The organism is Actinokineospora sp. HUAS TT18 (assembly GCF_051364635.1).
GTDB lineage: Bacteria > Actinomycetota > Actinomycetes > Mycobacteriales > Pseudonocardiaceae > Actinokineospora.
This window is the reverse complement of the sequence record NZ_CP195645.1, coordinates 5,809,237-5,828,915: the sequence shown is the minus strand read 5'-3', so window position 1 is coordinate 5,828,915 and position 19,679 is coordinate 5,809,237. Positions and strand designations below refer to the sequence as shown.

Here is a 19,679-nt window from a genome sequence, read left to right as displayed (position 1 = left end):
GACATCAGGGAACGACTGACTTCTCCTCGGCGAAGTGGCAGGCGCTGGGGTGCGCCGCCACCCGGGTCTTGAGCTCCGGGACCTCCTCGGCGCAGATCTCCTGCGCCTTCCAGCAGCGCGTGCGGAACCGGCAGCCCGACGGCGGGTCGACCGGGCTGGGCACGTCGCCCTCCAGCCGGATGATCTGGCGCTGGCCGCGCAGATCGGGGTCCGGCACGGGCACCGCCGACAGCAGCGCCTGGGTGTAGGGGTGCGTCGGGTGCTCGTAGATCTCGGTCTCCGACCCGATCTCGACGACCTTGCCCAGGTACATCACGGCCACGCGGTCCGACAGGTGGCGGACCACCGACAGGTCGTGGGCGATGAAGATGTAGGACAGCCCGAACTCGGACTGCAGGTCGCCGAGCAGGTTCATGACCTGCGCCTGGATCGAGACGTCCAAAGCGGACACCGGCTCGTCGCAGACGATCACCTTGGGCCGCAGCGCGAGCGCGCGGGCGATGCCGATGCGCTGGCGCTGGCCGCCGGAGAACTGGTGCGGGTAGCGGTTGATGTGCTCGGGGTTGAGCCCGACCACGTCCAGCAGCTCGCGGACCTTCTGCGCTCGCGAGCCCTTCGGCGCCACCTCGGGGTGGATCTCGAAGGGCTCGCCGATGATGTCGCCGACCGTCATGCGCGGGTTGAGCGAGGTGTACGGGTCCTGCAGCACGATCTGGATGTCGCGCCGCAGCCTGCGCAGCTCACCGCCCCGCATCTTGAACATGTCGCGGCCCTCGAACGTGGCCGTGCCCCCGGTCGGCGGCTCCAGGCGCATCAGCACCTGGGCCAGGGTCGACTTGCCGCAGCCGGACTCGCCGACGACGCCGAGGGTCTCGCCGCGCTTGAGGTCGAACGACACGCCGTCGACCGCCCGGACGTGGCCGACGGTGCGCTTGAAGAGCACGCCGACCTTCACCGGGAAGTGCTTGACGAGGTCGCGGACCTCGATGATGTTGTCACTCACCGGCGATCAGCTCCTCAGCGAAGTGGCAGGCGCTCATGCGGCCGGGGACGAGACGGTGCTGCTCGGGCACGTCGGACTTGCAGATGTCCTGCGCCATCGGGCAGCGGGGGTGGAACGGGCAGCCGCTGGGGATCTTGAGCAGGCTCGGCGGCAGGCCCTTGATGGTGGTGAGCTCCTGGCCGCGCTGGTCGAGCCGCGGCAGCGACTCGAGCAGGCCCTTGGTGTAGGGGTGGCCCGGCTTGCGGTACAGCGCCCGCGCGTCGGACTGCTCGACGATGCGGCCCGCGTACATCACCGCGATCCGGTCGGCGACCTCGGCGACGACGCCGAGGTCGTGGGTGATCAGGATCAGGCCCATGTTGCGCTCGACCTGGATCTCCTTGAGCAGGTCCATGATCTGGGCCTGCACGGTGACGTCGAGTGCGGTGGTGGGCTCGTCGGCGATGAGCATCTCCGGGTCCAGCGCCAGCGACATCGCGATCATCGCGCGCTGCCGCATGCCGCCGGAGAACTCGTGCGGGTACTGCCGCACGCGTCCCTTGGCGTTGGGGATCTTCACCTGGTCGAGCAGTTCGATAGCGCGCTTGCGAGCGTCCTTCCTGGACATCCCGCGGCGCAGCCGCAGCTGCTCCTCGATCTGGAAGCCGACGGTGAAAACCGGGTTGAGCGCGGACAGCGCGTCCTGGAAGATCATGGCGATACCGGACGCCCGCACCTCCCGACGCCGCTTCGGGTTGGCCGTGAGCAGTTCCTCGCCGTGGAACCGGACCGAGCCGCCGGTGATGAAGCCGGGCGGCATGTCGAGGATGCCCATGATGGTCTGCGCGGTGACGCTCTTGCCCGAGCCGGACTCGCCGAGCACGGCGAGGGTCTCGCCCGCCTCGACGTGGTAGCTCACGCCGTTGAGCACCTTGGCGACGCCGTCGCGGGTGCGGAACTCGACGTAGAGGTCCTCCACCTGCAGCAGCGGGGCACCCGGATCGACCTCGTGGGCGTCCAGAGTGGACTCTGTAGTGTTCGCGGACATTCCGCCTTACCTCATCTTCGGGTCCAGCGCTTCGCGCACGGCGTCGCCGAGCATCACGAAGGCCAGCACGGTCGCGGTCAGGAATGCCGCCGGGAACAGCAGGATGTGCGGTGCCACCCGGATCCAGTCGCGGGCGTCGGCGATCATGACGCCCCACGACACGACCGGGGCCCGCAGGCCCAGTCCCAGGAACGACAGCGTGGCCTCGGCGCCGATGAACGCGCCGAGCGCGATCGTGGCGTAGACGAGGACGGGCGCGATCGCGTTGGGCAGCATGTGTCGCAGGATGATCCGCGACGAGCTGGCGCCGAGTGCCCTGGCGGCCTTGACGTAGTCCTGGTTCTTGGCGGTGATCGCGGCCGACCGCATGATGCGCATGCAGACCGGCCAGGACAGCACCGAGATCGACAGGATCACCAGGAACATGATCTGCGCGACGTTCTGTGTCCCGGTCGTGCTCAGGCTCGACAGGATCACGATGGCGCCGAGCACGAACGGCAGGCCGAAGAACACGTCGGCGATGCGGGACATCAGCCCGTCCAGCCAGCCGCCGTAGAACCCGGCGAGCAGGCCGAGCGTGCCACCGATCAGCACGGTCGCGATCGTGGCGCAAACACCCACGATGATCGAGGCCCGCGCGCCGTAGATGACTCTGGCGAAGATGTCCGACCCTTGGGTGTCATAGCCGAACCAAGCCTGCGCCGACGGTGGCTGGCGGCTGTTCTGCAGGTCCGCCGCCGTCGGGTCCACCGAGGTAAACAGGCTCGGCCACGCGGCCATGAGCAGGATGAACAGGATCAGCGCGCCCGAGATCAGGAACAGCGGACGCCTGCGCAGGTCGTGCCAGGCGTCCGAGGCGAGGCTGCGTGGCTTGTTCGAGTCGACGTGTTCCGCGGCGGTGACGAAGTCCGCCGCCGGGGCGACCGTCGAGGCAGCGCTCGGATCAGTCATAGCGAATCCTTGGGTCGAGAACGGCGTAGAGCATGTCCACCAGAAGGTTCGACAGCAGGTAGACCACGACGAGCAGCGCGACCACACCGGTCACGATGACGCCGTCCTTGGCGATGATGCCCCGGTAGACGAGGTTGCCGATGCCCTTGATGTCGAAGATGCCTTCGGTGACGATCGCGCCGCCCATGAGGGAGCCGAGGTCGGTGCCGAGGAAGGTGAGGACGGGGATCGCGGAGTTGCGCAGCAGGTGCACACCGACGACCCGGCTCTGCGGCAGGCCCTTGGCCACCGCGGTCCGCACGAAGTCGGCGCGCTTGTTCTCGGCGATCGATGTCCGGGTCAACCGGGTCACGTACGCCATGGACAGGCTGCCGAGCACGAAACCGGGGGCGATGAGCTCGCTCCACGGCGCCTTGGACGACACGGTCGGCTTGATCCAGCCGAGCTCGATGCCGAAGAAGATCTGGATGACGAAGCCGGTGACGAACACGGGCAGCGAGATCAGGAACAGGGTCGACACCAGGGTCAGGTTGTCGAGGAAGCCCCGACCGCGCAGACCGGTGAGGATGCCCGCGGAGAGGCCGATGATGGCCTCGATGATCAGCGCGACCACGGCGAGCTTGATCGTGTTCGGGTAGGCGTTGCCGATCAGGGTGCCGACGTCCTGCAGACGGAAGTTCTGGCCGAAGTCACCCTGGATGAGGTTGAGCATGTACTTGCCGTACTGCACGACCAGCGGGTCGTTGAGGTTGAACTTGTCCTGCATCATCGACACGTAGGCGTCGGGGCAAGGACGGTCACCGCACTTACCGGCGAAGGGGTCGCCGGGCAGGCTCCACACGAGCCAGTAGATGAGGAAGGTAGTCCCGATGAACACCGGGATCAGCTGAAGTAGCCGGCGCAGGACGTAACGTCCCATGAGATGTCTCCTAACCTGACTCCGGGCCGGGGTGCGGGATCGCCGCACCCCGGCCCGGAGTGATCACTGGCTACTTCTTGACCGTCACCGTGGTGAGGTCGAGTTCACGCAGCGAGCTCAGGCGCGCGTTGTCGATCCGCTCGGACCAGCCGTACTGCGCGGTCTGGTTCCACAGCGGGATCGCGGGCATGTCCTCAGCGAGAATGCGCTCGCCCTCCTGGTACAGCTTGTTCGCCTCTTCCACGGTGGGAGCGGCGTCCGCGCGGACCAGGATGTCGTCGAGCTTCTTGTTGGAGTAGTCGCCGTCGTTCGACGACGCACCGGTGCGGTAGAGCTGGTTCATGAAGTTCTCGATCGACGGGTAGTCCGCGATCCAGCCCGCACGGTAGATGCCGGTGACCTGCTTGGCGTTGATCTTCTGCCGGGTCTCGGCGAACGTCGGGATCGGGTTGTAGGTGCACTCCAGACCCAGGGCGTTCTTGATGCTGTTGCAGGTGGCGGTCATCCACTCCTTGTGGCCGCCATCGGCGTTGGTGGTGAGCTCGATCGTGCCCTTGAAGCCGGACTTGGCCAGGTGCTCCTTGGCCTTCTCCGGGTTGTAGGTGCACAGGTCGCCACACTGGCCCTTGAGGTAGCCGGGGACCGCCGGGTTGACCCAGCCGTCGGCCGGGATACGGGTGCCCTCGAAGATCTTGTCGGTGATCGACTTGCGGTCGATCGCCAGCGAGATGGCCTTGCGCAGGTCCACGTTCTGCCACTGCGGCTGGTAGAGCGGGAAGGCCAGGACCTGGTTGCCCATGTACGGCGTGGAGCCGTTGCGGTCCTTCAGGTCGACCTTGTACTTGCCACCGGCGATGCCGGAGGCGGGCACGGTGTCGAGGAAGTCGAGCTCACCGGCGACGGTCGCGGTGTAGGCGGCCTCGTTGGTCTCGAAGATCTTGAAGACCAGGTCCTTGAACTTCGGCTTGCCCTCACCCTTGTAGTCGTCGTAGCGGGTCAGGGTGATGTCGGCGTTCGGGGTCCGCGAGACGAACTTGAACGGTCCGTTACCGATCGGCTTGGCCTCGAAGGCCTTCTGGTCGGTGAAGAACGAGTCCGGCAGCGGGTAGAACGGGTTGTACCCGAACTTCAGCGGGAACACCGAGAACGACGCCGCGAGAGTGATCTCGAAGGTCGAGTCATCGATGACCTTGAGGCCCTTCATGGTCTTGCTCGCGGGCTCGGGAGCCGTCTGCGGGCCAGAGGCGCCGTCCGGGTCCGAGGTGTGGACGTCGGCGTAGCCGTCGACCTGCTCGAAGAAGCTCGCGCCCTGCTGCCCGTTGGGGCTGTAGGCGGTGTAGTTCCAGGCGTCGACGTAGTTCTTGGCCTTGACGTCGGTGCCGTCGTGGAACTTCCAGCCGGACTTGAGCTTGACCGTGAAGACCTTGGAGTCCTTGGTCTCGATCTTCTCGGCGTGGGCGTTCTTCGACTCGCCAGTGACCGCGTCGTACTCGGTCAGACCGGTCCACAGGGCGCGGATGACCTTGCTGCCGCCGCTCTCGGTGGTGTTACCGGGGATCAGCGGGTTCTCCGGCTCGGTGCCGAACGCGCTCAGCTTGCCGTTCGGGTCGCCAGCGTCTCCGGTTCCACCGGTGTTACCGCTGTTCGAGTCGTCACCGCCGCCAGCACAGCCCGCGATCGTGAGCGCGAGTGCAAGGGGCATCACCGACGCTGCTATCCAGCGTGGTTTGCGCATGGGTCTCCTCCCAGGCTCGGGTTCGACGTGCTTTGGGGCTGTCCGCCATTCGGCTCCGTCGTCACGAAGCGGTACCGCCCGCTCCGAAAGTGAGTGGAAGTTAACCGGAGGGGCGAATCGACCGGCGCTCTTCGACGTCACAAACGAGTCACAATCAGCCCTAGTTCATCCATTTGGGGGATATCTGCGACGACAAGTGACCGGTAGGCGGACAGGTTGTGCTGTCCCAATTGTGCCAGGGCAGCGTTGGGACGCAATCGGACGGTCACGCTGGGTCAAGGTTTTCAGTCAGCGACAAAGCGATCCCATCCAAGATGTCGTGCTCGCTCGCGAGCAGTTCTGTGATTCCCGTCTCAGAAACTAGCCGCTCAGCGATACTTTGCACGATCAAAGCACCGCCACAGATCACATCCACCCGACCGGGGTGCATGACCGGCAGCGCGGCCCGCTCATCGTGACTGGCCGTGAGCAGGCGACTCGCCGTGTCACGGATATCGGGCAGTCCGATCCTGGACAGATGGATGCGCTCCGGGTCGTAGGCCGGAAGCTCCTGGACCAGCCCGGACAGCGTCGTCACCGTGCCCGCGACGCCGACCCACGTCCGCACCCCGGCGACCGGCACCGCCGCGAACGCCTCGGCGAGCACCTCGTCGGCGATGGCCCGCGCCGCGGCGACCTCGTCCGGGGTGGGCGGGTCGGACCGCAGGGCCCGCTCGGTGAGCCGGACACACCCGATGTCGACCGACCTCGCGGCGTCGACGTGTGCCTTGACCCCGTCCCAGGTGCCCACGACGAACTCCGTGGAGCCGCCGCCGATGTCGGTCACCAGGAAGGGCCCGTCCTGGGGCTCAAGATCGCCCACAGCGCCCACGAACGACAGCCGCGCCTCCTCGTCCCCGGAGATGACCTCCGCGGGCACACCGAGCACGTCGAGCGTCATGCCGAAGAAGTCGTCCCGGTTGCCCGCGTCCCGCGTCGCGCTCGTGGCGACCATGCGGACGGCCTCGACACCCTTGCGGCGGAGGACGGCGGTGTAGTCGACGAGAGCGGCCCGCGTGCGCGCCAACGCGGCCTCGGACAGCACCCCGGTCGCGTCGACGCCCTCCCCCAGCCGCACGATCTTCATTTCCCGGTGCACGTCCCGCAACCAGCACGAACCGTCGTCGCGCGTCGTCACGTCGGCCACAAGGAGGCGGATGGAGTTCGTCCCACAGTCGATAGCGGCAACCCTGCTCATGCACGGAAGCCTAGGAGTGTGCAGGATTCAGGGCATGACCAACGTCAAGCTGCACACCACCCACGGCGAGATCGTCCTCCAGCTCGATGCCGAGAAGGCCCCGAAGACGGTCGAGAACTTCATCGAGTACGTGAAGAACGGCCACTACGACGGCACGATCTTCCACCGCGTCATCCCCAACTTCATGATCCAGGGCGGCGGTTTCGAGCCCGGCATGTCCCAGAAGCCGACCCAGGCTCCGGTCGAGAACGAGGCGTCGAACGGACTGCGCAACGACCACTACACGGTCGCGATGGCGCGGACGTCGGCTCCGCACTCGGCTACGGCGCAGTTCTTCATCAACACCTCGAACAATGACTTCCTCAACCACTCGGCGCCTACGCCGCAGGGGTGGGGATACGCGGTTTTCGGGAAGGTTATTGAGGGACAGACTGCGGTGGACAGCATCGCCGGGGTGAAGACCGGGTCCAAGGGCGGACATGGGGATGTTCCGGTTGACGACGTCGTCATCACGAAAGCGGAGATCCTCTAAGGAATCAGTGGGGTCTGCGGTGGCCGCACTGGACGGGTAGTCCAGTGCGGCTGTGACCTGCGGATTTAGTGCGTGGTTTCGTCAGCGCCTGAATCAGGTCCTTGTCGTACGCGATTTGGCTTGTGGGGCATCGCATCCAGCTCAATGACAATCGGCCCCCGACTGCTGTGCAGTCGGGGGCCGATTCGTGGTCCCGTTCTCAGCTCACGGCGAGGTGGGGACGGCGGAGCCGAGTTGGCCACTCGTCGTCGTGGTCGTCGTGGGGGCCGGGGTGGTGGTGTCCGGGGCGCACGGGTCCGGGGTGGTGCTGGTGGGGGGCGTCGGCTCTGTCGTCGGGGTCGGCTCCGTCGGGCAGGTCGGCGTCGTGGTGGTGGTCGTCGGGTCCGTGGTCGTCGTGGTGGTCGTCGTCGTGGTGGGGTCCGTGGTCGTTGTGGTGGACGACGTCGGGTCCGTGGTGGTGGACGACGTGGACGACGGTGCGGTGGTGGTCGAGCCGGGGGGCGGCGTCGTGGTCGTGGGCGGGGTGATCATGCCCTGGGCGGGCGGGTTCGGGCCCGGGGACGGGGCGGCCAGCTGCTGGATCTGGGAGACCGGCGTCGTCGGGACCGGGGTGACGCCCTTGGCGTACGCGTCCGCCCACGACAGGACCGTGGCGACGTAGCTGTCGGAGTGGTTGTAGCGCCACACGGCGGCGCGGCGGTTGGCCGGGTTGGCCATGTCCATGCCGCCCGAGCACAGGTACTTGCCCGCGCCCACGGTCGCGTCGTAGATGTTGTTCGGGTTGGTCTCGCCGTCGCCGTTGCCGTCGGAGGCGTAGCCCTTCCACGTGGACGGGATGAACTGCATGGGGCCGACCGCGCGGTCCCAGCGGTTGTCGCCGTCGTACCTGCCGCCGTCGGTGTCGCTGATGGCGGCGAAGCCACCGCCGTTGAGCACGGGGCCGAGGATCGGGGTCGCCGTGGTGCCGTGCGCGTCGACGCGGCCGCCGCGGGCGTGGTTGGACTCGATGCGGCCGATCGAGGCCAGCAGGGACCACTCCAGGTGGCAGCCCGGGGTCGTCGTGTTCAGCGTCTGGGCGGCACGCATGTAGGCGTCGAGCATGGTGCCGGGGATACCGAGCGGGCCGCTGGGCACGGTGCCCGGGCCGAACGCCAGTACCCCTGGGTTTCCGGCCATGGCCAGCACACCCGAGCCGAGCTGGGCGGACTCCGGCAGGGAGCCGTCCGCGCTCACTTCGGACGGGTCGGTCAAGCCGGGAAGTCCGCCACCCGCGCCGCGGGCGAGGGCCACGTTCGCGGGCTCGTCAGCGGTCACGTACACCGGCTCACCGGCGGCGACCGCCGGGACGACGAGAAGTGCTCCGGCCGCGGCGGCGGCGCTCCGACGCTTGCCAGTGCGCTTACCCCTGCCGGCCCTGTCTCCGGTCTTCGCACTCACTACAGATCCCCTCGCAGTTGACTGACCGCCGGCGTTAGCCGACCTGGGTGACGCTCCTCCGACTGTCTACCCTGCCTCATACATAGCCAAGAGTCACCGTCCTCGTTACAACCCGGCGCAAAGTAGGGCCAGAAGTCGGTTAACGGCTGCCCTTCCGGACACCCTTTGTTCACCGGTGACAGGAACATCACGACAGCCTGGACGGAGCGTGCCGCCGTCCGGGTTGCACAGGTCGGCTGGGTTACTCCGGGCGGGCGCAGTCGCCGGTCGGCCAGGTCTCCCGGAGCAGGGCGATGGCCTCGTCGCCGAACGGGTTGACGCCGGGGCCCTTGGCCAGGGCGTGCGCGACGTGCACGTGCAGGCACTTCACCCGTCCGGGCATGCCGCCCGCGCTGACGTCGGTGCCCAGCGAGTCGATCGCGTTCCGCTCGGCAAGGTAGGACTCGTGGGCGGCCAGGTATTGCGCGGCCAGCGCCTCGTCCTCGGCGAGCCGGTCGGTCATCTCCTTCATCAGGCCGGTCGTCTCCAGCGTGCTGACCTGCGAGGCGAGCTTCGAACAGGTCAGGTAGTACAGCGTCGGGAACGGCGTGCCGTCCTCCAGGCGCGGGCTTGTCTGGATGACCGACGGGTGGCCGCTCGGGCAGCGCGCGGCGACGGCGCGGATCGCGCGCGGCACGCGGCCGAGCTGCTTGGCGACCATGTCGCGGTCGGCGTCGGTGACGGGTTCGAGGGTCACCGGCCCGCTCCGTGGACCGAGTCCCACAGCGCCTGGTACCAGGCCTGCTGGGAGATGGGCTGGGTCGGCTGCTGGTGGGCGCCGGGCCCGCCCGCGTCGGCGGGCAGCTCGACCATGTAGGGGGTCTCCCCTGGCATCACGTACCGCAATCTCTTCCTGGCCTCGGCCTGCACCTGCGCCGGGTCGGCCAACTGGGCCTTGCGCTGTGTCAGCTGCTCGACCTGGGCCCGTAACTCGGCCTGGCGCTGCTGCTGGATCTCGACATCGGACCGCTGGGACAGGTACGTCCGCAGCGGCACCGCCACGCTCAGCGCCAGCGCGCACACCACCGTGGCGAGGATGGCCGCCCGGCGTGTCGTGGACAGGCCGAGCGGGCCGCCGCGCAGCCGCCGCTTGGCGGGCTGGCGGACCGGGTGCTCCCTGGCGGGGGCCGCGGCGGCCGGGCGCGTGCGACGGACAGACTCCGGCCTGCGGGCGGCGGATGTCCCGCCGCGCCGCCCGCCCCGTTCCGTCCCGCGCCCGGCCATCGCGGTCAGGACTCCGGCGTGAAGCGCGGGAACGCGAGGTCGCCCGCGTACCGCGCGGCGTCGCCGAGGGTCTCCTCGATGCGCAGCAGCTGGTTGTACTTCGCGGTGCGCTCGCCGCGGGCGGGCGCGCCGGTCTTGATCTGGCCGACGCCGGTCGCGACGGCGAGGTCGGCGATCGTGGTGTCCTCGGTCTCGCCGGAGCGGTGGCTCATCATGCTGCGGTAGCCGTAGGAGGTGGCCAGGGTGACCGCGTCCAGCGTCTCCGAGAGCGTGCCGATCTGGTTGACCTTCACCAGCAGCGCGTTGCCCGCGCGGCGGGCGATGCCCTCTTCGAGGCGGTCGGGGTTGGTGACGAACAGGTCGTCGCCGACGAGCTGCACGCGCTCGCCGATCTCGGCGGTCAGGCGCACCCAGCCGTCCCAGTCGTCCTCCGACAGCGGGTCCTCGATGGAGACCATCGGGTAGTCGTTGATCAGCTGCGTGTAGTAGGCGGTCAGCTGCTCGGCGCTCTTCTTGGCGCCCTCGAAGCTGTAGGCGCCGTCGGAGTAGAACTCGGTGGCGGCCACGTCGAGCGCCAGCGCGATGTCGCGGCCCGCGCGGTAGCCCGCCTTCTCGATGGCGACCAGGATCAGGTCGAGCGCCTCACGGTTGTTGCCCAGGCTCGGCGCGAAGCCGCCCTCGTCGCCGAGGCCGGTGGCCAGGCCCTTGCTCTTCAGCACCGACTTGAGCGCGTGGTAGACCTCCACGCCCCAGCGCAGGCCCTCCCGGAAGCTGTCCGCGCCGATCGGCGCGATCATGAACTCCTGGATGTCGACCTCGGTGTCGGCGTGCGCGCCGCCGTTGAGGATGTTCAGCATCGGCACGGGAAGGACGTGCGCGTTCGGGCCGCCCAGGTAGCGGAACAGCTCCAGCCCGCTGGACTCGGCCGCCGCCTTCGCCACGGCCAGCGAGACACCGAGGATGGCGTTGGCACCCAGCCGCGACTTGTCGGGCGTCCCGTCGAGGTCGACGAGCTTCTGGTCGACGATGCGCTGGTCGACCGCGTCGAGGCCGGTCAGCTCGGGCCCGATCTCGTCGAGCACCGCCGTGACGGCCTTCTCGACACCCTTGCCCAGGTACCGCTTGGCGTCGCCGTCGCGCAGCTCGACCGCCTCGTGCTCACCGGTCGAGGCGCCCGAGGGCACCGCCGCACGGGCCAACGTCCCGTCGTCGAGCGCGACCTCCACCTCGACGGTGGGATTGCCCCGAGAATCCAGGATCTCGCGCGCGCCGACCTGCTCGATCACAGCCACGTGGTGCTCCTCACAAAGCGTCCTACTACTCCAACATGAGCCTAGCGGGGCCGGTCGGGGCCCCGTGGCAGGCACGTCGCGCACCGGGCGGAGGGCTTTGGGTCCAATCGCGATCGGGCGGCCGGCGGTACCGTCAGCGTGTTCGTCTCGTGGCAGGGGGTGAACCCATGCGGCGGCAATCGGTGCGCACGCGGGCGGAGCGCGATCTCCGCTGATCAACCGTACGGAGGGTCGATCAACGGCCCGCGTCCCCGTACTGTTGGGCGAATCATGACCGAGGACACAAGCAGCACCTTCGACGCTTTCCGCCACGCGGAGGCACTGCTCGCGCAGCGCCGTCCGCTGGACGCGCTGGCGGCGCTGGGGCCTGTGCTGGAGGCCGAGCCGAACGCGCGGTCGGTGCAAGTGTTGGCGGGGCGGGCATACCTGGCGTCGGCGCAGCTGCGGCGGGCGGAGGCGACGTTCCGGCGGGTGCTGGAACTGGATCCGACCGACCACTACGCGATGTTCGCGCTGGGCAAGGCACTGCAGCGACAGAGCAGGCTGACCGAGGCCCTGACCCAACTGCGGCTGGCGGTGGCGATGAGCCCGCTGCCGGAGTACCAGGAAGCCCTCGGCGAGATCAACGCGCGGATCGCGGTGGAGCGCAGCAAGTAGATCGGTCCGCGCCGGACCCGAGCAGCCCCCACCCTTCCCAGGGGGGACGGCCCTTGGCCAGTCTATCGGAAGGGGGCGACAAATGATCTTCATTCTGGTGTGCCTGTGGACAGATTGTGGACAACCGCGCAGGGAATGACCGCGGGTCAGCCGAGTTCGGCGACCTTGCGGGCGTAGGCGTCGGCGCCGCTGTAGACGTCGCGACCGTAGGCGACGGAGTTGTTGTAGGTCAGCACGGCCTTCCACCAGCCGTCCCCCGTGGAGAGGTCGCCGCCGCTGGCGCAGAGGTAGCGGGCGGCGGTCAGGGCGGCGTCGTCGACGTCCTGGGGGTCGGGGGCGCCGCCGTCGGGGTGGGCGGCCCAGCGGGTCCAGGTGCTCGGGAGGAACTGCATCGAGCCGACGGCGCGGTCCCACTGGGTGTCGCCGTCGAGTTTGCCGCCGTCGGTGTCGCGGATGGCGCGCACGCCCTTGGAGCCGTTGAGGGGGACGCCGATGATCGGCTTGGTGAGCTTGCCGTCGTCGCCGACGCGGGCCCCCGCGAAGTGGCCGTGGTGGGACTCGACGCGGCCGACGCCTGCGAGGGTGGCCCAGGTGATCTTGCAGTCCGGGTCGCGCTGCCGGGTGACGAGGTCGGCGTTGACGTAGGCGACGAGCGTGCGCACCGGGATGTCGGTGACCTTCGCCGCGCGCTCGGCCCAGGCCGCGACGTCCGGGTCGGCGGGCAGCGGACGGGCCTGGGCGAGCGCGGTGCCGGGGAGGACGTCGAGCGCCGGGATGTGGAGCCCGTCGCCCCGGTTGGACGTCGGTGGCTCGGTGGCCTTGACCACCAGGAACGCCGCACCGGCCGCCACCGCGAGCAGCACCAGGACGAGCAGCGCGCGCCCCAGCGGTCCCCGACGCGGCCGCCGGTCGGGGGCGGGCGGCCGGGACGGGACGGCGGAGGTCGGAGTCGCGGTCACGCAACCAGGCTACGTGTGCGGGAGGGGTGCTCTGTCCGATTCGTCTGAAACGATCATGGTTTGCCCGCTCGGATCGCGTACAGCAGGGGGATGCGGGGAGCGGCGGGCGGAAGCCGGTGCCACACGCCGCGGGTGTTCTCCATCGACGCCCACCGCTGCCACGGGATCTCGTCGGACTCGCGCACGAGGTCGATCCGCAGCCCGGCCGCGAGCAGCGCGGTGATCACCTCGGCGAGGCCGTGGCACCACTCGAAGTACTCGGGACTCTCCGGGACGGTCGGCCCGTCGGTGTAGGTGTAGGTGCCGTCCTCCCGCCAGTGGCCGCGGCCCGCGAGGTAGTCGTACTGGATGACCAGTTCGGTCCGCGCGTCGGGCACCCGGCCGAGGGCGTGCAGCAGCGGGTGGAACTCGACGATGTACGCCGAGCCCCCTGGCTTGAGCAGCGCGGCGACCTGCTCGGCCCACGGGTCGAGGTCCGGCAGGAAGCAGAGCGCGCCCTTGCCGGTGTAGACGATGTCGAACCGCCCCTCCCCCAGGGCTTCGGCCGCTCCATACACATCGGACTGGACGTAGCCGATGGCGAGCCCCCGCGCCGCCGCGATCTCCTTGGCGGCCTCGACCGAGGCGGTGGAGATGTCGAGCCCGGTGACCCTGGCGCCGCGCTCGGCGAAGGCCAGGGTCTCGGACCCGATGTGGCACTGCAGGTGGGCGAGGTCGAGATCGCGGAGGTCGCCGAGGTCGTCCCACTCGTAGTCGGCGAACCACTCGGCCGGGTCGCGGGTCGCCACGGAGTAGAAATCGCTGGCCACGTGGATCGGTGTGCGGGCGTCCCAGTTGACTTCGTTGGCCTTGATCATGCGCGCGGTCTGCTGATCGAATCCCATGATCACATGCTGCCCGAGAACCGCGGCCCAGCGCCTATCGTCGGGCGGGTGCTGGTTCACACCGAGATCGAGACCATCGTCACGACCGCCGCTCGGGCGCACTTCTTCTGGACGAAGCGAGTCGAGTTCTCACACGACTGCTTCGTGTGCAGGCGACGAGGGCGAACCGTGCTCCTGGACCACGGCGCGAGTGAGGGTCGCTGCCTCTCGACCCGCAAGCCTGCTGAACTCGTTGGCCGTGGGATCCACAGCTACGAGGACGTGTCGTTCATCCATCCCGCCCCGGTCCGCATCTCGGGGTTCGATGTCGCCGAGAGCCGAACCGATGACGTGGTCGAACGGACACTGCGCTGCCGGATCACGTCCTGGTGGGCGCCGTTCCAGGACGCGAAAGACCCCGATGAGGCGGGAACCGTCCCGACCGCGTATCCGTGGGTCCGGTTGGAGTACACCGTCGGCTGCTTCGCCTGCTACGACAACGGACACACCGAAGCGCTGAGCCGCACCGGGGGCATCCAGTCCAACCTGGTCTTGCCATCGGCGGACACCTGCCCGACGTGCGGCCAGACGCTGTTGACCGCGGATAGCGGCCCGAAGATCACACTGGTCGTGTAGCCCTTAGGCGCGCACCTCCACTTCCGGCAGGTCGGGCGGAGTCGCGGCCGGGTGGTCGGCCAGGGCCTCCAGGGCCATGCGGATGGCGGTGTCCAGTTGGGGGTCGCGGCCCGCGGCGTGGTCTTGGGGGGTGACCACGACCTCGACGTCCGGGTCGACGCCGTGGTTTTCCATGGCCCAGCCGGGGCCCTGGATCCAGGTGGCGTAGCGGGGCTGGGTGACGAGGGTGCCGTCGATCAGGTGGTAGCGGTTGTCGATGCCGATCACGCCGCCCCAGGTGCGGGTGCCGACGACCGGGCCGATACCCAGAGCTCGGATGGCGGCGTTGACGATGTCGCCGTCGGAGCCCGAGAACTCGTCGGCGACGGCGACGATGGGGCCGCGGGGGGCGTCGAGGGGGTAGGTCTCGTCGTAGTAGCCGTCGCGGGCGCGGCTCCAGCCGACGATCTTGCGGCCCAGTTTCTCGATGACCAGCTGGGACAGGTGGCCGCCGCGGTTCTCGCGGAGGTCGACGACGATGGCCTCGCGGCGCATCTCCAGGCGCAAGTCGCGGTGGAGTTGGGCCCAGCCGTTGGCGACCATGTCAGGGATGTGCAGGTAGCCGACGCGGCCGTCGGTCGCGGTGTGGACGTGTTCGCGGCGGCCCGCGACCCATGCCTGGTAGCGCAGGGGCATGTCGTCGAGCAGGGGGACCACCACGACGCGGCGGGGTTCGCCGCCGCCCTTGGGCACCACGGTGAGTTCGACGGGGTGGTCGGCGGTGCCCACGAGCAGCGGGGCCGGGCCGCGGTGCGGGTCGACCGGGCGGCCGTCGACAGCCACGATCGCGTCGCCCGGGCGGACGGCGACGCCGGGGGCGCGCAGCGGGGAGCGGGCGCGCGGGTCGGAGCTCTCGCCGGGCAGTACGGCCTTGACGCGCCAGCGTCCTTCGTCGTCGCGGGCCAAGTCCGCGCCGAGCAGGCCCACGCGGCGCTTCTGGTCGACACCGCCGCGCGGCGGGGAGACATACGCGTGCGACGTGCCCAGCTCGCCTTGGACCTCCCACAGCAGGTCGACCAGTTCGTCGTGGGAGCCAAGGGAGTCGACCAGCGGCCGATACCGGGCGAGGACCGCCGTCCAGTCGACCCCGCCCATGTCCGCGCGCCAGAAGTGGTCGCGCATCAGGCGGCCCGCCTCGTCGAACGACTGGCGCCACTCGGCGGCCGGATCGATCTCGACGCGGATTCGCGCCAGGTCGACGGTGATGTTGTCCTCGGAGCCGTCGTCGGAGTCGCCCTTGCGGTCGGCGGGCAGCACGCGCACGGTGCGGCCGTCGCGGACCACGACGCGCTGGCCGTCGCCGCTGGTCCAGAACTCGTCGAGGCCGTCGACGAGCGTCTCGGCCTTGCGCTTGGCGAAGTCGAAGCGTTCGAGGTCGGCGCGTGGGGCGTCCTCGCCGAGGTCGTACAGGTCGTCGCCGAGCGAGCCGAGCAGCGGATCGCGCAGCCACAGCACGCCGCCCTTGACCGCCCGCAGCGCCGAGTACCGGCCCGCGGCGACTGGGAAGGCGACGACCCGGTCGGCGATGCCTTCGATGTCGACCCCGGTCCGGGGCACGTCGTCGGACTTGTCGTCGGACTTCTCGTCGCCGTCGCCGAACGGCCTGCCCTCGCGCAGCGGCGCGAACGGCGACGCGGTGGTGGCCGCGAGCGGGACCAGGTACGGCCTGCTGCCGTTGGCGAAGGACAGGTCGAACACGTGCACGTCGTAGATCGGGTCGAAGCTGCGCGCCGACAGGAACGCGATGTGCTTGCCGTCCACCGTGAACGCCGGGTCCGAGTCGACGAACCGCAGCGGCGTAACGTCCACTATGGACAGATCGGTGGTGTTGACCATCCTGATGTGCCGTAACGGCTCCGGCCCCGGATGCGACCACGCCAGCCACCCGGAGTCGGGCGAGAACGCCAGGCCGCTCGGGTCCATCTCCCGCGCCTTGACGACCTCGCGGATCTCCCCGCTGTCCGCGTCGACCAGCAACAGCCGCCCGTCGTGGCTGACCACCGCCACCCGCCGACCATCGGGCGACGCGGCCAACTCCAGCACCCGCCCCAACTCGCCCGACCCAACTCGGCGCGGGCTGACCCCATCGGCCCGTCCCTCGACGGGCGCGAACTCGAGCGCGTCCTCACCCTCGGCGTCGGTGACCCACACGACCTGGCCCGTGTCGCCCAGCACCAGCGGCAGCCGCGCCCGCACGCCGGGCTCGTCGGTGAGCGCGCGGACCGGGCCGTCGCGATGCGTCACCCAGTGGACCGTGCCGCGGACCTCGACCGCGCTCGACCGGCCGGTGTGGTCGGGCCCGATCTCGCCGAGGGAACCCGACGGCGACAGCCGGTAGGGCTGGCGGGACCCGCGCGGGCCGCCCAGCCGCACGTCGAGCCTGCGCGGCTCGGCCTCCAGACTGTCGAGCAGCCAGACCTCCCCCGCACAGTGGTAGATCACCCGCTGACCATCGGTCGTCGGGTTGCGCGCGTAGAACTCGTGGGAACTGTGCACGCGGATGTCGTCGCCGTCCGGCGTGCACGAGTAGATGTTGCCGACGCCCTCGTGGTCGGACAGGAAGGCGATCCGCTCGCCCACCCACATCGGCGACACGATATGTCCGTCCACATCGGACAGGATGCGCCGGAACCCGTCGTCCCCGTCGACCCACACCTTGCCCGCGGTGCCGCCGCGGTACCGCTTCCACCAGGCGGGTTCCACCGAGATCGCCGATCCCAGCACGACCCGCCCGCCGGACATCGACACCGCGTCGACCGGCCCGTACGGCAGCCGCGCGGCCGTCCCGCCGTCGAGCGGGACCGCGTGCGCCCATCGGTGACGGATGGACGACTGGCCCGTCGTCGTGTTCGCGATGACCTCGCCGTCGGGCGTCCACCCGAGCACCGTCGTGGCTATGTCTCCCCAGAACGTCAGCCTGGTGCTCGGCCCGCCGTCGACCGGGGCGGCGTGGACCTCCGGCTCCACGTCGCGGGTGCTGGCCCAGGCCAGCGTGCGCCCGTCAGGGGAGAAGCGCGGGTTGCGCACCGGGACCTGGTCGGCGGAGATCCGCCAGGCGCGGCCGCCGTCGACCGGGGCCAGCCACACGTCGTCCTCGGCGACGAAGGTGATCAGGTCCTGGTGCAGGTGCGGGAAGCGGAGGTAGGCGTCGGTCACCCTGCCAAGTTAGCGATTCCGGCCCGATCGCGGAGAAGTTATCCACAGGTCCTTACGCGTGCGGCCAATACTTTCGCCAGATCTCGTGCGACATGCCGTCCTCGCCCGCCTCCTTGGCCGCCTTCTCCGCGGCCCTGACCTGGGCGGCGAACCGGCGGGCCGCGGCGCGCAACTCGGCCTCGGGGTCCTGACCCGCGAGCTTGGCGAGCGCGGCGAGGTCGAACAGGCGGGAGCCGAGGTCGTCGTGCTTGGGCAGCAGGTCGCCGGGCAGCCCGGCGCGCGCGGTCCGCTGGGCGAGCTTGGCCGCCAGCGCCAGCGCGGGCTGGCCGAGCGCCACACCGTCCACACTGGACTCGCGGCGTTTCTCCTGCTGCTTCAGCTCCTCCCAGCGCACCTGCTGGGTCGACGCGTCGCGCACCGCTGGGTCGCCGCCCGCGAAGACGTGCGGGTGCCTGCCGACCAGCTTGGCCACCAGTTCCGCGGCCACGTCGTCGATGGTGAACGGGTCGTCGGCGTCCTCCTCGGCGACCCGCGCGTGGAACAGCACCTGCAGCAGCACGTCGCCGAGTTCCTCGCGCAGCGCGGCACGGTCGCCGTCCTCGATCGCCTCTAGCAGCTCGAAGCACTCTTCGACCAGGTACTGGCGCAGCGAGTCGTGGGTCTGCTCGGCGTCCCACGGGCACCCGCCGGGCGACCGCAGCCGGTCCATCACCCGCGCCGCGGCGACCAGGCCGGACGCGGGCGCGGCCAGCACGGGCGCGCCCGCCGCGACCAGCGGCGAATCAAGCTCGGAGGTCAGCAGCACCACCGCGGCCGTCCGCGCCTCGTCGACGAGCGTGGCGGGCGCGGCGTCACCCAGCGAAGGGTCGACGTCGCCCGCCACATACACCCGGTCGGCTGAGCGAAGCGCGTTCACCGCGGCCGCGGGGACGGTGTCCCCGCGGACAAGCACCACGAAGGTGCCCGCGTGCAGCGTCACGGAGTGGCGTTCTTGATCGGGACGAGCAGGCCCTTGGTCTCGCCGTCGCTCGGCGCGATGGACATGTCGGCGGCGTCCCAGACGCCGTAGCGCGGGCTCAGCTCGATGTCGAAGCGGGCGCCGTCGGCCTGCAGCAGCCGCGGGCCGATCGAGGTGGCCAGCCGGACGTCGACCTCGGGGGCCTTGGGGTCGGGTGTGGCCGAGCCGTCGCGCTTGCGGATCACCGCGACCACCCAGCCCGCCTGCTGCGGGTTCGGCTGGAAGGTGATCACGCTGTTGACGGGCGCGCCGAACAGCACGGTGCCCACCAGGTCGGGGGCCTGCGCCGCGGCGAACGTGCGGCCCTTCTCCCCCGCCTTGTCGTCGGCCTTCAGCGCCTCGTCGATGACCTTGGTCGCGGCGTCCGGCCCGGCGGCCATCTCCCTGACCTTGGCGAAGGCCTTGTCGCGCAGCGAGCCGTCCTTCTCCTCGGGCTCGGTCGGCGCGACGAAGATGTAGTCGATCGTGACCGCCAGGGTCGCCGCTTCGGCGAACCCGAGCTTGGCCAGCGTCAGATAGTCGCGCGCCAGCTCGTTCGGGTCCATCGCCCGGTTGACCGCCTCGCCGTTGATCATCTCGGGCGTGGCGGAGCCGTCGGTGGGCAGCTGGTTGGGCTCGGCGAGCTGTTTGGCCAGCTCCGTGACCTGCGCGGGCTCGATCTCCACCTTGTTCTTCGCCGTGTACTCGGCGATGAGCTCGTGCAGGATCAGCTGGCGCAGCACGGCCCGCGACACGCCGTCGAGCTTGCGGTCGTCGGCGAGTTTCTGGACGGCGGGCACGGCCTTGACGGCCTTGTCCACCAGCTCCTGGACCCGGTCGACGCTGATGGTCTTGCCGTTCACGACAGCGGCGGCGTTGGCCGGTCCCTGGCCCGTGGAACACGCGCTGACCAGCAGAGCGAACCCGGCGAGGAGCGCGACGAGCGGGCGTCGGCGACGAATGACGGTGGTCACAG

Annotated in this window: 18 protein-coding genes; 3 read left to right on the top strand and 15 right to left on the bottom strand. The window is 69.7% G+C overall.

Going from position 1 to position 19,679, the window contains the following annotated elements; genetic code table 11:
- Window positions 1-4: 4 nt before the first annotated feature.
- The 6 genes from ACSHT8_RS27020 to ACSHT8_RS26995 all read right to left on the bottom strand — a co-directional run bounded on the left by ACSHT8_RS27020 (window position 5) and on the right by ACSHT8_RS26995 (window position 6,872).
- Window positions 5-1,003, bottom strand: a complete 999-nt coding sequence (locus ACSHT8_RS27020; RefSeq protein WP_436493708.1) for an ABC transporter ATP-binding protein — start codon at window positions 1,001-1,003, stop codon at window positions 5-7.
- Window positions 996-2,030: an ABC transporter ATP-binding protein gene (locus ACSHT8_RS27015; protein ID WP_436493707.1), complete on the bottom strand. Its 1,035-nt coding sequence runs from the start codon at window positions 2,028-2,030 to the stop codon at window positions 996-998. Before ACSHT8_RS27015 ends, ACSHT8_RS27020 begins: the two co-directional genes overlap by 8 nt.
- Before the next feature lie 6 nt (window positions 2,031-2,036).
- Window positions 2,037-2,981: an ABC transporter permease gene (locus ACSHT8_RS27010; RefSeq protein WP_436493706.1), complete on the bottom strand. Its 945-nt coding sequence runs from the start codon at window positions 2,979-2,981 to the stop codon at window positions 2,037-2,039.
- On the bottom strand, window positions 2,974-3,900 hold the full coding sequence (locus tag ACSHT8_RS27005; RefSeq protein WP_436493705.1) for an ABC transporter permease: 927 nt from the start codon (window positions 3,898-3,900) through the stop codon (window positions 2,974-2,976). Before ACSHT8_RS27005 ends, ACSHT8_RS27010 begins: the two co-directional genes overlap by 8 nt.
- Before the next feature lie 70 nt (window positions 3,901-3,970).
- Entirely contained in the window at window positions 3,971-5,602 is a 1,632-nt protein-coding gene (locus ACSHT8_RS27000; protein WP_436493704.1) for a peptide ABC transporter substrate-binding protein, read from the bottom strand.
- A 298-nt stretch (window positions 5,603-5,900) separates the two neighbouring features.
- Window positions 5,901-6,872, bottom strand: coding sequence for a Ppx/GppA phosphatase family protein (locus ACSHT8_RS26995; RefSeq protein ID WP_436493703.1), 972 nt, complete (start codon window positions 6,870-6,872; stop codon window positions 5,901-5,903).
- A 34-nt stretch (window positions 6,873-6,906) separates the two neighbouring features.
- On the opposite strand from ACSHT8_RS26995, the gene ACSHT8_RS26990 reads away from it, so the two are divergent.
- Window positions 6,907-7,404 (top strand): peptidylprolyl isomerase, encoded by a 498-nt coding sequence (locus ACSHT8_RS26990; protein ID WP_436493702.1) that lies wholly within the window; start codon window positions 6,907-6,909, stop codon window positions 7,402-7,404.
- A 204-nt stretch (window positions 7,405-7,608) separates the two neighbouring features.
- Here ACSHT8_RS26990 and ACSHT8_RS26985 read toward each other — a convergent pair whose 3' ends face one another.
- The 4 genes from ACSHT8_RS26985 to eno all read right to left on the bottom strand — a co-directional run bounded on the left by ACSHT8_RS26985 (window position 7,609) and on the right by eno (window position 11,396).
- Window positions 7,609-8,841, bottom strand: coding sequence for a lytic transglycosylase domain-containing protein (locus ACSHT8_RS26985; protein WP_436493701.1), 1,233 nt, complete (start codon window positions 8,839-8,841; stop codon window positions 7,609-7,611).
- 241 nt (window positions 8,842-9,082) lie between these two features.
- A complete protein-coding gene (locus tag ACSHT8_RS26980; protein WP_436502189.1) occupies window positions 9,083-9,541 on the bottom strand; it encodes a DUF501 domain-containing protein in 459 nt (152 codons plus the stop codon).
- Between the two features lie 32 nt (window positions 9,542-9,573).
- A complete protein-coding gene (locus tag ACSHT8_RS26975; protein WP_436493700.1) occupies window positions 9,574-10,104 on the bottom strand; it encodes an FtsB family cell division protein in 531 nt (176 codons plus the stop codon).
- A 5-nt stretch (window positions 10,105-10,109) separates the two neighbouring features.
- On the bottom strand, window positions 10,110-11,396 hold the full coding sequence (gene eno / locus ACSHT8_RS26970; RefSeq protein WP_436493699.1) for a phosphopyruvate hydratase: 1,287 nt from the start codon (window positions 11,394-11,396) through the stop codon (window positions 10,110-10,112).
- 270 nt (window positions 11,397-11,666) lie between these two features.
- Here eno and ACSHT8_RS26965 point away from each other — a divergent pair, with 270 nt between their 5' ends.
- Window positions 11,667-12,053, top strand: a complete 387-nt coding sequence (locus tag ACSHT8_RS26965; protein WP_436493698.1) for a tetratricopeptide repeat protein — start codon at window positions 11,667-11,669, stop codon at window positions 12,051-12,053.
- 146 nt (window positions 12,054-12,199) lie between these two features.
- On the opposite strand, the gene ACSHT8_RS26960 is transcribed toward ACSHT8_RS26965, so the two are convergent.
- Entirely contained in the window at window positions 12,200-13,012 is an 813-nt protein-coding gene (locus tag ACSHT8_RS26960; protein ID WP_436493697.1) for a murein transglycosylase, read from the bottom strand.
- Window positions 13,013-13,065: 53 nt separating this feature from the next.
- Window positions 13,066-13,896 (bottom strand): class I SAM-dependent methyltransferase, encoded by an 831-nt coding sequence (locus ACSHT8_RS26955; RefSeq protein ID WP_436493696.1) that lies wholly within the window; start codon window positions 13,894-13,896, stop codon window positions 13,066-13,068.
- Window positions 13,897-13,944: 48 nt separating this feature from the next.
- Between ACSHT8_RS26955 and ACSHT8_RS26950 the strand changes: the two genes are divergently transcribed.
- Entirely contained in the window at window positions 13,945-14,511 is a 567-nt protein-coding gene (locus tag ACSHT8_RS26950) for a hypothetical protein (protein ID WP_436493695.1), read from the top strand.
- 3 nt (window positions 14,512-14,514) lie between these two features.
- Here ACSHT8_RS26950 and ACSHT8_RS26945 read toward each other — a convergent pair whose 3' ends face one another.
- Genes ACSHT8_RS26945 through ACSHT8_RS26935 form a run of 3 tightly spaced genes read right to left on the bottom strand, consistent with a single transcriptional unit; the run spans window position 14,515 to window position 19,677 of the window.
- Complete coding sequence (locus ACSHT8_RS26945; RefSeq protein ID WP_436493694.1) at window positions 14,515-17,706, bottom strand: S41 family peptidase; 3,192 nt, start codon at window positions 17,704-17,706, stop codon at window positions 14,515-14,517.
- 52 nt (window positions 17,707-17,758) lie between these two features.
- On the bottom strand, window positions 17,759-18,685 hold the full coding sequence (locus ACSHT8_RS26940) for a MazG family protein (protein WP_436493693.1): 927 nt from the start codon (window positions 18,683-18,685) through the stop codon (window positions 17,759-17,761).
- Window positions 18,682-19,677: a SurA N-terminal domain-containing protein gene (locus ACSHT8_RS26935; protein WP_436493692.1), complete on the bottom strand. Its 996-nt coding sequence runs from the start codon at window positions 19,675-19,677 to the stop codon at window positions 18,682-18,684. The genes ACSHT8_RS26940 and ACSHT8_RS26935 overlap by 4 nt, the downstream gene beginning before the upstream one ends.
- Window positions 19,678-19,679: the final 2 nt, after the last annotated feature.

Coding starts and splice junctions, on each gene's coding strand:
- ACSHT8_RS27015 (WP_436493707.1), bottom strand. CDS start 2,030: ATGTCCGCGAACACTACAGAGTCCACTCTGGACGCCCACGAGGTCGAT.
- ACSHT8_RS27010 (WP_436493706.1), bottom strand. CDS start 2,981: ATGACTGATCCGAGCGCTGCCTCGACGGTCGCCCCGGCGGCGGACTTC.
- ACSHT8_RS27005 (WP_436493705.1), bottom strand. CDS start 3,900: ATGGGACGTTACGTCCTGCGCCGGCTACTTCAGCTGATCCCGGTGTTC.
- ACSHT8_RS27000 (WP_436493704.1), bottom strand. CDS start 5,602: ATGCCCCTTGCACTCGCGCTCACGATCGCGGGCTGTGCTGGCGGCGGT.
- ACSHT8_RS26995 (WP_436493703.1), bottom strand. CDS start 6,872: ATGAGCAGGGTTGCCGCTATCGACTGTGGGACGAACTCCATCCGCCTC.
- ACSHT8_RS26990 (WP_436493702.1), top strand. CDS start 6,907: ATGACCAACGTCAAGCTGCACACCACCCACGGCGAGATCGTCCTCCAG.
- ACSHT8_RS26980 (WP_436502189.1), bottom strand. CDS start 9,541: ATGGTCGCCAAGCAGCTCGGCCGCGTGCCGCGCGCGATCCGCGCCGTC.
- ACSHT8_RS26975 (WP_436493700.1), bottom strand. CDS start 10,104: ATGGCCGGGCGCGGGACGGAACGGGGCGGGCGGCGCGGCGGGACATCC.
- ACSHT8_RS26965 (WP_436493698.1), top strand. CDS start 11,667: ATGACCGAGGACACAAGCAGCACCTTCGACGCTTTCCGCCACGCGGAG.
- ACSHT8_RS26955 (WP_436493696.1), bottom strand. CDS start 13,896: ATGGGATTCGATCAGCAGACCGCGCGCATGATCAAGGCCAACGAAGTC.